Here is a 14,123-nt window from a genome sequence, read left to right as displayed (position 1 = left end):
ACTGTCAAATTATGAAAGATCTAATTTTGGTTCTAATTTTAAGCAGTCATAATTTCACCAAATAAATCAATATCAGTGTTTTTTTTAGTGTAAGTTATTGATTTTAAGCGGTTTTTAATTCCCCTCCACCGGAGGGGTGGATTAATTTTCAAGGAAAATTAAGACGGGGTGGTTTGAGGAGTGAGCTTTACTGCGCAATTGATTAGTCAATGGTCAATGGTGAATGGTGAATTTATTACTGTCAAATTATGAAAGACCTAATTTTGGTTCTAATTTTAAGCAGTCATAATTTCACCAAATAAATCAATATCAGTGTTTTGTCTAGTGTAAGTTGTTGATTTTAAGTGGTTTTTAATTCCCCTCCGCCGGAGGGGTGGATTAATTTTCAAGGAAAATTAAGACGGGGTGGTTTAAAAGTACCTTTGCTGCGCAAGTCAATGGTCAATGGTCAATGGTGAATGGTCAATGGTGAATGGGTCAATAGTCAATAGCGATAAGCAGGTCTTACCTCTAAACAAAAGACTGCAAACCTAGCCCCGATTGCAGTGGAAATCCTTTTTTGCAAAAAAAGATTGCAACGGAAAGCGGGAAATAGCTCCTTAAATAAAACATTTCCGGTATACACTGCCGCTGAATGAGAAGGGAAGTTTAGAATAACTATAAATTATATCCATAAAGTAAAGTTTTTCAATGTGTTATGAATGTGATTATTGTGATCGTCCGTTGAGAAATCGTCTCGGAATCATTTTTGCATCCTGTACCATCATAATCACTAAAAAATATAAATTATGAATACCAAAAGACTTTCCGAAGCGATGGAAAAAGCACTCAGTGACCAGATGAACAAAGAGATCCATGCGGCACATGTTTTTTTATCGTACGGAATCTGGGCTGATGATAAAGGGTATCAGGGAATTGCCAACTTCCTGTACAGACACGCTCAGGAAGAGAGAAACCACTCGATCAAATTTATGGAATACGTGCTCAACAGAGGCGGAAAACCGAAAGTGGAAGCCATCCAGGCACCACCCGCGGACCCGGAATCGCTGACGGCATGTTTCGAAGGGGTTTTCAAACATGAAGTTGATAACACCACAGCGATCTATAACCTCGTAGATCTCGCACTGCAGGAAAAAGACTGGGCGACCTGGAACTTTATGCAGTGGTTCGTTCAGGAGCAGATCGAAGAAGAAACTCTGGCGATGAACCTGATAGATAAACTGAAAATTGCAGGAGGCGACCGGGCAACCGACGAGTCTTTATTTACTCTGGATAAAACATTGGAAAAAGCACCAAACGATGTACCTCTGGCCCAGGAGGCCACAGGAGATAACCCATAAAAACCTTATGGCGAACTGAAATTATGAAAAATCTGTCAGACTCCTGGCAGATTTTTTTATTATGAAACTCTGTCTAAAATCACTATCTTTGCACACTCATAATTCAGGTATTGTGGTTCGGGTTTAAATTTATTGTTCAGAATAACATAAACCTTAAACGCTAAACCTTAAACCTTGAATTTTAAATCTTAAACTTTGAATCTAACGTTATGAAATGTGGAATCGTAGGCTTACCGAATGTAGGTAAATCAACCCTGTTTAACTGCCTGAGCAACGCCAAAGCACAGTCGGCCAACTATCCTTTCTGTACCATCGAACCTAACCTCGGAACGGTTTCCGTACCCGACCAGAGACTGTTTGAGCTTGAAAAAATAGTAAAACCGGAAAGAGTATTGCCGGCCGTGGTAGAGATCGTTGATATTGCCGGTCTGGTAAAAGGCGCAAGCAAAGGGGAAGGTCTGGGAAACCAATTCCTGGCCAACATCCGTGAGTGTGAAGCGATCATCCACGTACTCAGATGTTTTGATAACGGGAATATCATCCACGTTGAAGGTTTCGTTGACCCGATGAGAGATAAGGAAATTATCGATATCGAACTTCAGCTGAAAGATCTTGAGACCGTAGGAAAGGCCGTAGAAAAAGCTAAAAAGTTTATCAAATCCGGAAAGAAAGAAGATATCCTGACCTACGAAACTTTACAGAACCTTCAGAAGTTCCTGGAAGACGGTAAAAACGCCAGAGAATTTGCAACGGATGACTTTGCCAAATCTATTATTGGTGACGTTCAGTTGCTGACTAACAAACCGGTGCTTTACGTTTGTAATGTGGATGAAAATTCCATTAAAAACGGAAATGACTGGATCGGAAAGATCGAAGAAATGGCTAAGAATGAGGGAGCGGAAGTGGTTGTATTAGCCGCTCAGATCGAAGCAGATATCAATGAACTGGAGACTTACGAAGAAAGGGAAATTTTCCTTGAAGAATTGGGACTTACAGAGCCGGGAGTCAACCGTCTCATAAGAAAAGCGTATGACCTGTTGAAGCTTCAGACTTATTTTACCGCCGGGGTGAAAGAAGTAAGAGCCTGGACTATCGGACAGGGCTGGACTGCTCCCCAGGCTGCAGGGGTGATCCACACCGACTTTGAAAAAGGTTTCATCCGTGCGGAAGTCATCAAATACGAAGACTATATGAACTACGGTTCAGAGGCTAAAGTAAAAGAAGCCGGTAAGCTTTCGGTAGAAGGTAAAGAATATATCGTAAAAGACGGTGATATCATGCACTTCAGATTCAACGTATAAAAAAATATTAAAGTTAGTTATTATAGAAAAGCGCTCCCGATTATTTTGGGAGCGCTTTTTGGATTACTATATAATATTTACTACTTGAATTTGTGGAATACTGGTTTTAAGGTTCTATGACATACCGGCATTCGAACTCGGCACATTGTCTGCCGTACGCTTTGCATTGTCCTGTGAAAGGATCAATACATTGTTGAAGTCCTCCTGTAATGGATCTTAGCTGCTTTTTGCCCAGCCTGTTTCCTTTTGATAGATTTTGATTTTTCATAATGATCGATTTTGGTTGTGGTGTAAATTAAAATAACTCAATTTGATTTTAAGGCCTGCATTGCTTTTGTGCGCAAGCCGGTGAAATCGTCGTACACATCGAACCTGATGGCTCACATGGAGGGTCGGTGCAGATGACAGGCTGCATGCAGTCAAGCATTCCCCCTGCAATAACCCGTAATTGTTTTTTGCTTAATTTTTTTCCGTTGATTAAATGTTGATTTTTCATAATAAATGGATTTAGATTATAATTAGTTTAGTTGATCGGATAGCATGTTTTGCAGTCATCGGGCCTGCATTCCTTTTGTGCGCAGTAAATGGACACAATCATGCATCCATAATTATTGGCTGGAGGAGGGCATAGTTCATCCAAGCAGCCTTCTCCGTAGCAATCGTTGAAGGCACCTCCGGAAATGGTGCGCAGCTCTTTTTTATTCAGCTTTTTTCCGTGAATAAGGTTAAGGTTTTTCATATTGAAATATGTTTTAATTTGATTGTCACTAATTTATGAAATAATTACATATTATGTCACTTTTGTTTGAAAAAAATAAAAATATTTTGTTTCGGATTGTTTATTATGAAAAATTTTATTTCGTACATTTGAATTATACAAACGTTAAGTATGGAAAAAACAGCACATACTTCCTACTCATCCCTGGATGATTTTTACCGTGAAATGACCTCAAAGCTCGGAACTGACCTTGAAAGCATATTCCCCAAAGGCCTGCATAAAGAGATCGGCCATTTTAATGTCTTTGATATTGCACAAACCATTGAGCGTGTAAAGCAGACCTCCGAAATGCCCTACAACCGGAGGAAATATTACAAGATAAGCCTTATCAGAGGAAGAAACAGGGCTGAATATGCCGATAAGATCATTCAGATAAAAAACAATGCCCTGTTGTTTGCGACACCCAAAGTCCCGTATCACTGGATTCCCGAAGATCCGCATCAGTCGGGAAGTTTCTGTGTCTTTACCGAAGATTTTCTCATTAAAGATAAATCGTACAGTACTCTCGAACACCTGCCGATCTTCCAACCGGGAAATATTCCCCTGTTTGAAATTGATGACGATCTCGCCAATGAAATAGAGCAGCTTTATACCAAAATAAAAAAGGAGATCAACTCCGATTATATTTTTAAATATGACCTGATCCGAAACTATGTTTTGGAACTCATCCATTACGGTCAGAAACTGCAGCCGGCCTCGAAACTCTCTACTTCCAATGATGCTTCGCTGCGGGTGGTAACTTTGTTCATCGAGCTTCTGGAGCGGCAGTTCCCGATAGAATCTTCCGACCAGAGGCTGCAGCTGAAGACCGCAAAAGACTATGCCGACCGGCTGGCGGTGCATGTGAATTATTTAAATAAAAAAATTAAAGAAAGCACAGGAAAAACCACCACCGAAATCATTGCCGAAAGGCTTATCCAGGAAGCGAAGATCCTGCTCAAGCAAACCCAATGGAATGTTTCAGAAATATCCTATGCCCTAGGCTTTGAAGAGATTGCCCACTTCTCTAATTTTTTTAAAAAGAAAACCTCCCTCGCACCCTTGGAATTCCGGTCCTGATTTGAATTTTGCAAATTTCAGTTTGATTATAGCAAACACAGGAATCCTCAAAACCGTGAACTTTGTACCATCAAAAAATATTAAAATAATGGAAGCAAGAACAAAAATTGCAGTGATTACCGGTGGAAGCCGTGGTTTAGGAAAAAATTCAGCGATAAAGATTGCGCAGAAAGGTCTTGATGTGATCATTACTTACAACAGCAATAAAGAAGAAGCAGACAAAGTGGTGAGTGAAATCCAAGCATTGGGAAGAAAAGCGATCGCCTATCAGCTCAATACCAAAGATCTTTCTAGCTTTGATGCTTTTGTAAAAACGGTAGGCGATCATCTTGAAGAAAATACAGGAAGCAGGAATATCGATTATCTGGTCAATAATGCAGGCACAGCTTTGTATGCACCTATTCCTGATGTGACAGAAGACCAGCTGGACGATGTGGTGGATATTCATTTTAAAGGCGTATTCTTCCTGACCCAGAAGTTTTTACCGTACATCAATGATAACGGAGGAATTATCAATATCTCTTCCGGGCTGGCCAGGTTTGCATTGCCTGGATCTTCAGTCTACGGAGCCATAAAAGCCGGTGTGGAAATGCTGACGAAATATATGGCCAAAGAATTGGGCCCAAGAAAAATCAAAGCTAATGTTGTGGCTCCGGGAGCTATTGAAACGGATTTCGGCGGCGGCAGAACCCGCGATGATGAGCACATCAATGCTATGGTAGCGGGCAATACGGCATTGGGAAGAGCGGGGCTTCCGGATGATATCGGTGGGGTAGTCGCCTTCCTGTGTACCGAAGATGCGGGCTGGATCAACGGGCAGAGAATCGAAGCCTCCGGCGGAATGTTTTTATAATCGTTGAGAAAGACTATTGCAAACTGATATCTACAGAATTGTAGCAATAGAAATCCCGGTGGCTGAGCGGAGTTGAAGCCACCGGGATTTATTTTATAGCTTCGATAAATTTTCAATTGCCTTTTCGAGGGTTTCCTGTTTTTTCGCGAAACAAAGACGGATGACAAACTCATTTCGTTTGTTTTTATAAAACGGAGAAAACGGAACACTCGCCACTTTATGGGAAACCGTGAGTTCACGGGCAAAATCAAGATCTGTTTTCTCAGAAATCTTGTCATATTTTAAAGCCTGGAAGTAGGTGCCTTCACAATCCAGCAGCTCAAAGGAAGTATGGGCAAGGCCCTGCCGCAAAAAGTCCCTTTTTTCCTGGAAAAATTGATTAAGGTAAAGATAATGCTCCGGATTTTTCATGTATTCCGCTAAAGCAAGCTGCATGGGTGTATTCACGGAGAAAACATTGAACTGGTGCACTTTTCTGAATTCATTCATCAGATTTTCCGGAGCGGCACAATAACCTGTTTTCCAGCCGGTAACGTGAAAAAGTTTGCCGAAGGAAGCCACCAGTAAACTTCTCTCTTTTAGTTCAGGATATTTGCAGATGCTCAGATGCGGTCTGCCATCAAAAATGATATTTTCATACACTTCGTCACTCAAAATCAGGATGGAAGTTCCTTTAACGATTTTAATGAGTTCCCGGATGTCATTTTCCTTTAAAACCTTTCCTGCAGGGTTATTCGGATTGTTGATGATGATCATTTTGGTTTTGTCCGTTACCAGGTTTTTCACGATATTCCAGTCGATCTCATAATTGGGAGCTTGCATTTCAAAGCGCTTTACTACGCCGCCAAAAAGTTCTACGGTCGGCTCGTAACAGTCGTAAGCGGGTTCAAAAATGATCACTTCATCATCCTTCTTTACAAAAGCCGCAATGGCTGTAAAAATAGCCTGTGTACCTCCTGCTGTGACCGTGATTTCAGAATCGGGATGATAAACGGCCTGGTGTGAGTTTTCAATTTTTATGGCGATCTGTTCCTTAAGAGGCATCATTCCACCCATGGGTGCGTATTGGTTAAACCCTTTTTTAATGAAATTATCTACGTGATCCAGAAGTGCTGCATCCGGCATGAAATCCGGAAATCCCTGCGAAAGATTGATGGCTTCATTCTCATGGGCAAGCTGCGTCATCTGGCTGAAAATGGTAGTCCCCACGTTGGAAAGCTTCGATAAAGGAAGTTGTATCATTGGATTTGTTTTAAATATCGAATTTAACTTAATTTTTTTGAACGGAGAAATGGGAGGGTTGTTTGGGTTTGGGAGCGCGCGACGGCGAATCGGTGCTCTGCTTTTTGATTTGAATAAATTTTCCCTTGACAAATTCAAAATTTACTATTGATCATTGACTAATCACTTGCGTAGTAAAGCTCACTCCTCAAAAACCACCCCGTCTTAATTTTCCGTGAAAATTAATCCACCCCTCCGACGGAGTGGAGTTATATATTGCTTAAAATCAACAACTTATACCAAAAAAACACTGATATTGATTTATCTGGTGAAATTAGAACTACTTAAAATTAGAACCAAAACTATATCTTTCATAATTCAACAGAGTAAATTGACTATTGACGATTGACCATTCACCATTCACCAATCACCATTCACTATTCACCATTGACCATTCACTATTAGCTTAAGATAATTCGTCGACTTGATTCATTTTTCAGTCTTTTTCAGTTTGGACATGTGATTTAAAATTTGAAGGAATTTTTTGTTTTAAATGATGGTTGATGACCTGCTGTTATATCTTGACGTAAAATATTTCAAGCGTTGTCATTATTCAATAAAAAGTGAATAGCGGTATGAAATATTTCTTGGAAAAAATCTGTAAAATTTACTTCAGATCTTTGCGAAAAAAGCTTTAAAAATTCGGATATCTTTGGGCAAATTCGTACTTTTGTATGTTTGCTGAAATAAGATATGTCACAAGAAATAAATCCAATCTATTCCGAAGATAACATCAGAACGCTTGATTGGCAGGAACACATCCGCTTGCGCCCCGGAATGTATATCGGGAAGCTGGGAGACGGATCTTCTGCCGATGACGGTATTTATATTTTACTTAAAGAAATCCTTGATAATTCCATTGATGAATTCAGGATGAAATCAGGTAAAAGAATCGAGATCAAACTGGACGACGGTAAGGTCACAATCCGCGATTTCGGCCGGGGTATACCGCTCGGAAAAGTCGTGGATGCCGTTTCAAAAATGAATACGGGAGGAAAATACGACAGCAAAGCATTTAAAAAATCCGTAGGTCTGAACGGGGTCGGAACAAAAGCCGTAAACGCTCTTTCCGAATATTTCAGGGTACGCTCGTTCCGGGACGGAAGACTGAAAATGGCTGAGTTTTCCCGCGGGATGATCCAGGAAAATCATGAAGAAAAAGATACGTCCGATCGAAACGGAACAGAGATCTCATTTATTCCCGATGGCGATATTTTCCTGAATTTCAAATTCCGTAAAGAGTATATCGAAAGAATGCTCAGGAATTATGCCTATCTGAATCCGGGACTTAAGATCTTTTTCAACGGCGAAACTTTCTATTCCGAAAACGGGCTTAAAGATTTGCTTGATGAAGAATTGGAAAATGAAACGCTGTATCCGATTGTTCACCTGAAAGATAACGACATCGAAGTCGCGATCACCCACACCGATAAATCCCAGACCGAAACGTATTTTTCTTTCGTGAACGGACAGAATACAACACAAGGGGGAACGCACCTGAATGCCTTCCGGGAAGCCTACGTCAAAACGATCCGGGAGTTCTTTAATAAAAATTTTGACGCTTCCGATGTGAGAAAGTCTATTGTGGCCGCAATCTCCATCAATGTGGAAGAACCTGTCTTTGAATCCCAGACCAAGACAAAACTGGGATCCAATGATATAGGTCCGAATGGTCCGACCGTAAGAACATTTGTTATCGATTTCCTCAAAAGTAAACTGGATAACTTCCTGCATAAAAATCCTGAAGTCGCTGAAGCGATTCAAAGAAAGATCCTGATTTCCGAACGGGAGAGAAAGGAGCTGTCGGGGATCCAGAAACTGGCCAGGGAAAGAGCGAAAAAAGTTTCCCTTCACAATAAAAAACTTCGCGACTGCAGGCAGCACTACAACGACCAGAAAAATGAAAGAAAGGGAGAGACCCAGATCTTCATTACCGAAGGAGATTCCGCGTCCGGATCGATCACGAAATCCAGGGATGTAGAGACACAGGCCGTATTTTCCCTGAAAGGAAAGCCGCTCAACTGCTACGGACTGACCAAGAAGGTGGTGTACGAAAATGAAGAATTCAATCTTCTTCAGGCGGCCCTCAATATTGAAGAAAGCCTTGAAGACCTACGCTACAACCAGGTGATTATCGCGACCGATGCCGACGTCGACGGGATGCACATCCGCCTGCTGATGATTACGTTCTTTCTGCAGTTTTTCCCTGATCTCATTAAGAACGGGCACCTGTATATTCTTCAGACACCATTGTTCAGGGTAAGAAATAAAAAAGAAACCCGATATTGCTACTCCGAAGCGGAAAGGGTGAAAGCCCTGAATGAGCTGGGAAAAAATCCCGAGATCACCCGATTTAAAGGATTAGGAGAAATATCGCCCGACGAATTCAAACATTTCATCGGCAAAGATATCCGTCTGGAACCGGTGGTGGTAGGAAAAGATCAGACCATCGATCAGCTTCTTGAGTTTTATATGGGTAAAAATACACCCGACCGACAGGTTTTTATCCTCGAAAACCTGGTGGTGGAAGATCCTGATATCGACAAAAAAGAAATTTTATCAGAAGCCTGATCGCAGGCTGAAGACAATGAGTATAAACACAAATACAAAAGATGAAACTAAGCAACCGTAAAAGATCTTCGGTATATAACTTTGTAAATATTTTGCTGCTGATGTTTCTGGCAGCCGGTATCGGAGCTTATATTTTAGAGAAATACAGATTCAATGTCCTGGGAAAGGAAAGCCTGCTGCTGGTAGCCATTCCTTTTTGTACTGCTATTCTGTATTATCTTAATGGAAGACAAATTTTTGAATATGACAGTGAAGGAGAGGCTTTACATTTTAAAAACAGAAATATTTTTCCTTTTTTACAGAAATCTCTGAATGATGAATTCCCAAAGTATAAGCTGCTGAAGTTTGATATCATTAATATGTTCTTTGTGAAAAGGCTTTATGTGACGATCTCCAGCAAAAATAACGGGACAACACTGCTGAAATATGAAGTTTCATACCTGAGAAGAAAAGAAATAGCTGACTTAAGATGTTCCCTGAATAAAGTAATTAAAATCAATAACGAGAAAAAGAGCCAATAAATAATGACAGAAGAACATCCGCATGAAGGTGAAAGCTTAAAAAAAGTTTCCGGACTGTATAAAGACTGGTTTCTGGATTATGCTTCTTATGTAATTTTAGACCGGGCCATTCCTTCGGTGTATGACGGTTTCAAACCTGTTCAGCGAAGAATCATGCATTCCATGCGCGAGCTGGAAGACGGACGTTACAATAAAGTAGCCAATATTGTCGGTAATACGATGAAGTATCACCCGCACGGGGATGCCTCCATTACCGATGCCATGGTGGGAATAGGCCAGAAGGAACTGCTGATCGATACCCAGGGAAACTGGGGGAATATCTACACCGGAGACTCTGCTGCAGCAGCCCGGTATATCGAAGCTCGCCTGACTCCCTTTGCCTTGGAAGTTGTTTTTAACCCGAAAACAACAGAATGGGCAAAGTCATACGATGGCAGAAACAATGAGCCGATCGATCTTCCTGTTAAATTTCCCTTGCTTCTCGCCCAGGGTGTGGAAGGAATCGGTGTCGGACTATCCACAAAAATTCTTCCTCATAATTTCAATGAGCTGATCAATGCTTCCGTAGCCTATCTGAAAGGGAAAAAGTTTGAGCTCTTCCCCGATTTTCTCACCGCAGGGTACCTTGATGTTTCCGAATACAATGACGGGCACCGGGGCGGAAAAGTGAGAGCGCGGGCAAAAATTTCACCGCTGGACAAACATACGCTGATCATTACAGAGCTGCCATATTCAAAAACGACGAGTGATCTGATCGATTCCGTATTGAAAGCCAATGAAAAGGGGAAAATCAAGATTAAAAAAATTGAAGACAATACGTCGGATAAGGTAGAGATCTTAATTCACCTTCACAACGATGTTTCTCCCGACAAAACCATTGATGCTTTGTATGCGTTTACGGACTGTCAGGTGACCATTTCGCCGAATGCGTGCGTGATCGTCGGAGACAAGCCGATGTTCATGAATGTTTCGGAAATTCTGAGAATGAATACGGATCACACCGTATCCTTACTTAAAAAAGAGCTTGAAATAGAACTTCATGAATTACAGGAAAGCTGGCATTTTGCCTCCCTCGAAAGGATTTTTATAGAAAACAGGATTTACCATGATATTGAGGAGGTGAAGACCTGGGAAGATGTTCTGAAAACTATTGATAAAGGCTTGAAACCTCATACCGGACACCTTTTGAGAGCCGTAACGGAAGAGGATATTTTGAAATTAACGGAAATCAGAATTAAAAGAATCTCAAGGTTCGATCTTGATAAATTTAAAGAAAACATTGCAGCTCTTGAAGGTAAAATAGAACAGGTAAAACATCACCTGGCTCATCTTGTACAGTATGCCATCGATTATTACCTCAACATCCAGAAGAAATATGGAAAAGACCGCCAGAGAAAAACGGAACTCCGCATTTTTGATACCATCGACGCTACAAAAGTAGCAGTGGCCAATGAGAAATTCTATGCCAACTTCGAGGAAGGCTTCATCGGAACGTCCCTGAGAAAAGACCAGTACCTGTTCGACTGTTCGGATATCGACGACATCATTACCTTCCGGAAAGACGGAAGCATGAAGGTGGTAAAAGTGGAAGCCAAAACATTTATCGGAAAAGACATCCTGCATGTGGCCATCTGGAAGAAAAACGATAAGAGAACTGTCTACAACATGATCTACCGCGAAGGCAGGGAAGGGCCTTACTATATGAAAAGATTTTCTGTGACCGGGGTGACGAGAAATACCGACTATCCTCTGGCATCAGATAAAAAAGGTTCTGAGGTCCTTTATTTCTCGGCAAATCCCAATGGCGAAGCGGAAACGGTAAGCGTACTTTTAAAACCGAATCCGAGGATCCGAAAGAATAAAATGGATGTTGATTTCTCTGAACTCGCCATCAAAGGCCGGGACTCCAAAGGAAATCTGGTTACTAAATATTCCGTGAAAAAGGTGGATCTTAAAGAGGAAGGTGTTTCTACCCTTGCTCCGAGAAAGATCTGGTTTGACGATACGGTGCGAAGACTCAATGCAGACGGAAGAGGAACTTTGCTTGGAAGCTTTAAAGGTGATGATAAAATATTAACAATCAATACGAACGGTGAAGCCAAGCTGGTTTCATTCGATCTCGGAAACCGTTTTGATGATGAATATCTGGTGCTGCAAAAATGGCGTCCTAATCAGCCGGTGACCTGTATTTATTTCGACGGCGAGAAAGACATTTATTTCATTAAACGGTTTTTATTTGAAAATACACCGAACATACAGACTTTTATGCCGTCTGAACATCCGAAGTCATTCATTGAAAATGTCATTGTTTCCAACGGCGCTACGGCTGAGATTATTTTTGCCAAAGATAAAGGAAAGGAAAGAGACCCGGAAACGGTCAATATCGATGAATTTATCGCGGTGAAAGGGATTAAAGCGATCGGAAACCAGTTTACGAAATTTAAAGTAAAAACCATTAATGTCACCATTCCTGAACCGGAAGAGGAAGAGCCGGAAGTATACGAAGATCCGGAGCCGGCAGCCGGTATGGATGAAGATGGCATGATTGGTGATCTGTTTCAGAGTGAAAACGATTCCGACCATTAACGTTGATTAAAAATTATGAATATTTTAATACTGATTATAGCCATTACCGCTATTATAAGCTTTGTAGCCCCAAATGGCAGTAGCAATTTTGAGAAATATAAATTTAATGTAGGAGCTATCAGGAACAGGAAAGAGTATATTCGTCTGCTTTCTGCTGGGTTTCTTCATGCCGATATTTTCCATCTGGTGTTTAATATGCTGACCCTTTATTTTTTCGGGCCGGTCGTAATCCAGGGCTTTGGCAATTTCGGATTTGTCCTGATTTATTTCGGATCGATTCTGTTGGGAAATATATTTTCTTTTTTTGTATACCAGAGACAGCCGTGGTATTCGGCGATTGGCGCCAGTGGCGGGGTTTCAGGGATTTTATTTGCTTCTATTGCAATGATTCCCCATCTTGAAATCTATATGTTCTTTATTCCTATAGGTATTCCTGGATTTATATTCGGATTAATTTATTTTAGTTATTCCGTTTATATGATGCTAAACCCCAATCAGCACGACAATATCGGGCACGCGGCACATTTAGGCGGTGCTTTCTTCGGATTGGTATACGCGGTGGCTACCCAGCCACAGGCAGCAATTGCCAATTCTGTATATCTGGGAATTATGGCGCTGCCGTTGATTTACCTGGCTTATGAAATATTTGTACGGAAGAGAATAGGATAATAAAAATATGTGACGAACTATAAAAGTCTGCAATCTATTGCAGACTTTTTATTGTTTATCATACATTCCATAGAACTGAATAGCTTTTTGTTTCAGAGGATTCGTACTCCATTCTTCCCATTCTGTGGTATAAGGATTGTATCCGCATTTCAGCGGTTTAGAAATGTCTCGTTGATTTCTATCGAAGTTTGATCGCTCTGTATAAGCTCTGCAATCTGTACAAACGTATCGAAATTCGCAATCTTTGCACACTTCAATATCGTCTTTTGTAAGATTCCAGTATTTTTTAAAGTCTTTATGATATATTGCCTCTTCTAAAGTTGTGTTTTTTATATTTCCAAAACATTGTGACAGGGCCGGACAGTTTTTAATATTTCCGTCGATATCAATACTCATTTTTTTGTGCAGACATGAATTGTGGTTGATGGATTCCAAAACTTTGGGGAGATTGGTGTTGAAATAATCCAAACTTATTTTACCGCAAGAGGAAATTTTCAAAGCCTGATCCGTGAAATTAACAGTAAATCTGGATACGTCCGTCACTTTTTGTGGCGTTTTTTTACAACTATAAAAAATCATACTATAGATTCTGGATGTATTTTCATCAAGAAACTGAATGAAATCCTCATTCACACGATCATGAAATTGCGAAATAATTTCAATGCTTTCCAGCGGGGAATCGATGAATATATTGTCAATTTCTACAAGCTCGCTCAGTAAAAGAGGTCTGGGACAGTAGATGCTCAGGTGTTTTATTTCAAGATTTTCTACAGAATCTTTTACGGTGTGAAGAACGTCAATATTATCAAGCTCCACAAAAATATCATATATACTATGACTCTCCTGATAATCAAGGGAAAGCGATGGAAAGTTATTATCCCAATCATTTTCTGTAATAAAGCCTAATTCCTGTTCCAGCAAAAAATCAAGATATTCTTGGACAATTTTTTGGGATTCCTGATCATAATGATTAAGAGCCTCTTCTATAGATACTTTCTTTAATTCTTCTACAAGATCATATAATTCAATAGGATAAAGTTCTGAAGTATTTCTCTGAAGGTCCGAAACCAGAATTCTTGTCACACCTTTTGTAATTATAATATTACTGAATAGATTAAAGTAATTCATAGCATTCTGACTAAAGATTTACAGGGATTTTGTCTA

13 protein-coding genes are annotated in these 14,123 nt (G+C 40.5%); 8 read left to right on the top strand and 5 right to left on the bottom strand.

Annotated elements, in window-relative coordinates:
* The first annotated feature begins 788 nt into the window (after positions 1-788).
* Positions 789-1,340, top strand: a complete 552-nt coding sequence (locus AC0N32_RS16355; RefSeq protein ID WP_476394911.1) for a ferritin — start codon at positions 789-791, stop codon at positions 1,338-1,340.
* Between the two features lie 209 nt (positions 1,341-1,549).
* Entirely contained in the window at positions 1,550-2,641 is a 1,092-nt protein-coding gene (gene ychF / locus AC0N32_RS16350) for a redox-regulated ATPase YchF (RefSeq protein WP_476394910.1), read from the top strand.
* A 106-nt stretch (positions 2,642-2,747) separates the two neighbouring features.
* Here ychF and AC0N32_RS16345 read toward each other — a convergent pair whose 3' ends face one another.
* The 3 genes from AC0N32_RS16345 to AC0N32_RS16335 are packed head-to-tail and all read right to left on the bottom strand — an operon-like array spanning position 2,748 to position 3,380.
* Complete coding sequence (locus tag AC0N32_RS16345) at positions 2,748-2,909, bottom strand: hypothetical protein (RefSeq protein WP_476394909.1); 162 nt, start codon at positions 2,907-2,909, stop codon at positions 2,748-2,750.
* A gap of 48 nt (positions 2,910-2,957) precedes the next feature.
* Positions 2,958-3,137, bottom strand: coding sequence for a hypothetical protein (locus AC0N32_RS16340; protein ID WP_476394908.1), 180 nt, complete (start codon positions 3,135-3,137; stop codon positions 2,958-2,960).
* A gap of 27 nt (positions 3,138-3,164) precedes the next feature.
* A complete protein-coding gene (locus AC0N32_RS16335) occupies positions 3,165-3,380 on the bottom strand; it encodes a bacteriocin (protein WP_476394907.1) in 216 nt (71 codons plus the stop codon).
* Positions 3,381-3,530: 150 nt separating this feature from the next.
* On the opposite strand from AC0N32_RS16335, the gene AC0N32_RS16330 reads away from it, so the two are divergent.
* Both AC0N32_RS16330 and AC0N32_RS16325 read left to right on the top strand, forming a co-directional pair.
* On the top strand, positions 3,531-4,478 hold the full coding sequence (locus tag AC0N32_RS16330; protein WP_476394906.1) for a helix-turn-helix domain-containing protein: 948 nt from the start codon (positions 3,531-3,533) through the stop codon (positions 4,476-4,478).
* An 88-nt stretch (positions 4,479-4,566) separates the two neighbouring features.
* Positions 4,567-5,331 (top strand): SDR family NAD(P)-dependent oxidoreductase, encoded by a 765-nt coding sequence (locus AC0N32_RS16325; protein WP_476394905.1) that lies wholly within the window; start codon positions 4,567-4,569, stop codon positions 5,329-5,331.
* Positions 5,332-5,424: 93 nt separating this feature from the next.
* On the opposite strand, the gene AC0N32_RS16320 is transcribed toward AC0N32_RS16325, so the two are convergent.
* A complete protein-coding gene (locus tag AC0N32_RS16320; protein WP_476394904.1) occupies positions 5,425-6,573 on the bottom strand; it encodes a methionine aminotransferase in 1,149 nt (382 codons plus the stop codon).
* Between the two features lie 732 nt (positions 6,574-7,305).
* Between AC0N32_RS16320 and AC0N32_RS16315 the strand changes: the two genes are divergently transcribed.
* Genes AC0N32_RS16315 through AC0N32_RS16300 form a run of 4 tightly spaced genes read left to right on the top strand, consistent with a single transcriptional unit; the run spans position 7,306 to position 12,959 of the window.
* Positions 7,306-9,183, top strand: a complete 1,878-nt coding sequence (locus tag AC0N32_RS16315) for a DNA topoisomerase IV subunit B (RefSeq protein ID WP_476394903.1) — start codon at positions 7,306-7,308, stop codon at positions 9,181-9,183.
* A 41-nt stretch (positions 9,184-9,224) separates the two neighbouring features.
* Entirely contained in the window at positions 9,225-9,704 is a 480-nt protein-coding gene (locus AC0N32_RS16310) for a hypothetical protein (RefSeq protein ID WP_476394902.1), read from the top strand.
* Positions 9,705-9,707: 3 nt separating this feature from the next.
* Positions 9,708-12,290 (top strand): DNA gyrase/topoisomerase IV subunit A, encoded by a 2,583-nt coding sequence (locus AC0N32_RS16305; protein WP_476394901.1) that lies wholly within the window; start codon positions 9,708-9,710, stop codon positions 12,288-12,290.
* A 15-nt stretch (positions 12,291-12,305) separates the two neighbouring features.
* Positions 12,306-12,959, top strand: a complete 654-nt coding sequence (locus AC0N32_RS16300) for a rhomboid family intramembrane serine protease (RefSeq protein WP_476394900.1) — start codon at positions 12,306-12,308, stop codon at positions 12,957-12,959.
* A gap of 48 nt (positions 12,960-13,007) precedes the next feature.
* Here AC0N32_RS16300 and gwsS read toward each other — a convergent pair whose 3' ends face one another.
* Complete coding sequence (gwsS, locus tag AC0N32_RS16295) at positions 13,008-14,087, bottom strand: grasp-with-spasm system SPASM domain peptide maturase (RefSeq protein WP_476394899.1); 1,080 nt, start codon at positions 14,085-14,087, stop codon at positions 13,008-13,010.
* Between the last annotated feature and the right edge of the window lie 36 nt (positions 14,088-14,123).

The organism is Chryseobacterium endophyticum (assembly GCF_056333165.1).
This window is presented reverse-complemented; position numbering and strand designations above follow the sequence as displayed.

Excerpts from the sequence above, each read along its gene's own strand:
- AC0N32_RS16355 (WP_476394911.1), top strand. The coding sequence starts at position 789 with ATGAATACCAAAAGACTTTCCGAAGCGATGGAAAAAGCACTCAGTGAC.
- ychF (WP_476394910.1), top strand. The coding sequence starts at position 1,550 with ATGAAATGTGGAATCGTAGGCTTACCGAATGTAGGTAAATCAACCCTG.
- AC0N32_RS16345 (WP_476394909.1), bottom strand. The coding sequence starts at position 2,909 with ATGAAAAATCAAAATCTATCAAAAGGAAACAGGCTGGGCAAAAAGCAG.
- AC0N32_RS16340 (WP_476394908.1), bottom strand. The coding sequence starts at position 3,137 with ATGAAAAATCAACATTTAATCAACGGAAAAAAATTAAGCAAAAAACAA.
- AC0N32_RS16335 (WP_476394907.1), bottom strand. The coding sequence starts at position 3,380 with ATGAAAAACCTTAACCTTATTCACGGAAAAAAGCTGAATAAAAAAGAG.
- AC0N32_RS16330 (WP_476394906.1), top strand. The coding sequence starts at position 3,531 with ATGGAAAAAACAGCACATACTTCCTACTCATCCCTGGATGATTTTTAC.
- AC0N32_RS16325 (WP_476394905.1), top strand. The coding sequence starts at position 4,567 with ATGGAAGCAAGAACAAAAATTGCAGTGATTACCGGTGGAAGCCGTGGT.
- AC0N32_RS16320 (WP_476394904.1), bottom strand. The coding sequence starts at position 6,573 with ATGATACAACTTCCTTTATCGAAGCTTTCCAACGTGGGGACTACCATT.
- AC0N32_RS16315 (WP_476394903.1), top strand. The coding sequence starts at position 7,306 with ATGTCACAAGAAATAAATCCAATCTATTCCGAAGATAACATCAGAACG.
- AC0N32_RS16310 (WP_476394902.1), top strand. The coding sequence starts at position 9,225 with ATGAAACTAAGCAACCGTAAAAGATCTTCGGTATATAACTTTGTAAAT.
- AC0N32_RS16305 (WP_476394901.1), top strand. The coding sequence starts at position 9,708 with ATGACAGAAGAACATCCGCATGAAGGTGAAAGCTTAAAAAAAGTTTCC.
- AC0N32_RS16300 (WP_476394900.1), top strand. The coding sequence starts at position 12,306 with ATGAATATTTTAATACTGATTATAGCCATTACCGCTATTATAAGCTTT.
- gwsS (WP_476394899.1), bottom strand. The coding sequence starts at position 14,087 with ATGAATTACTTTAATCTATTCAGTAATATTATAATTACAAAAGGTGTG.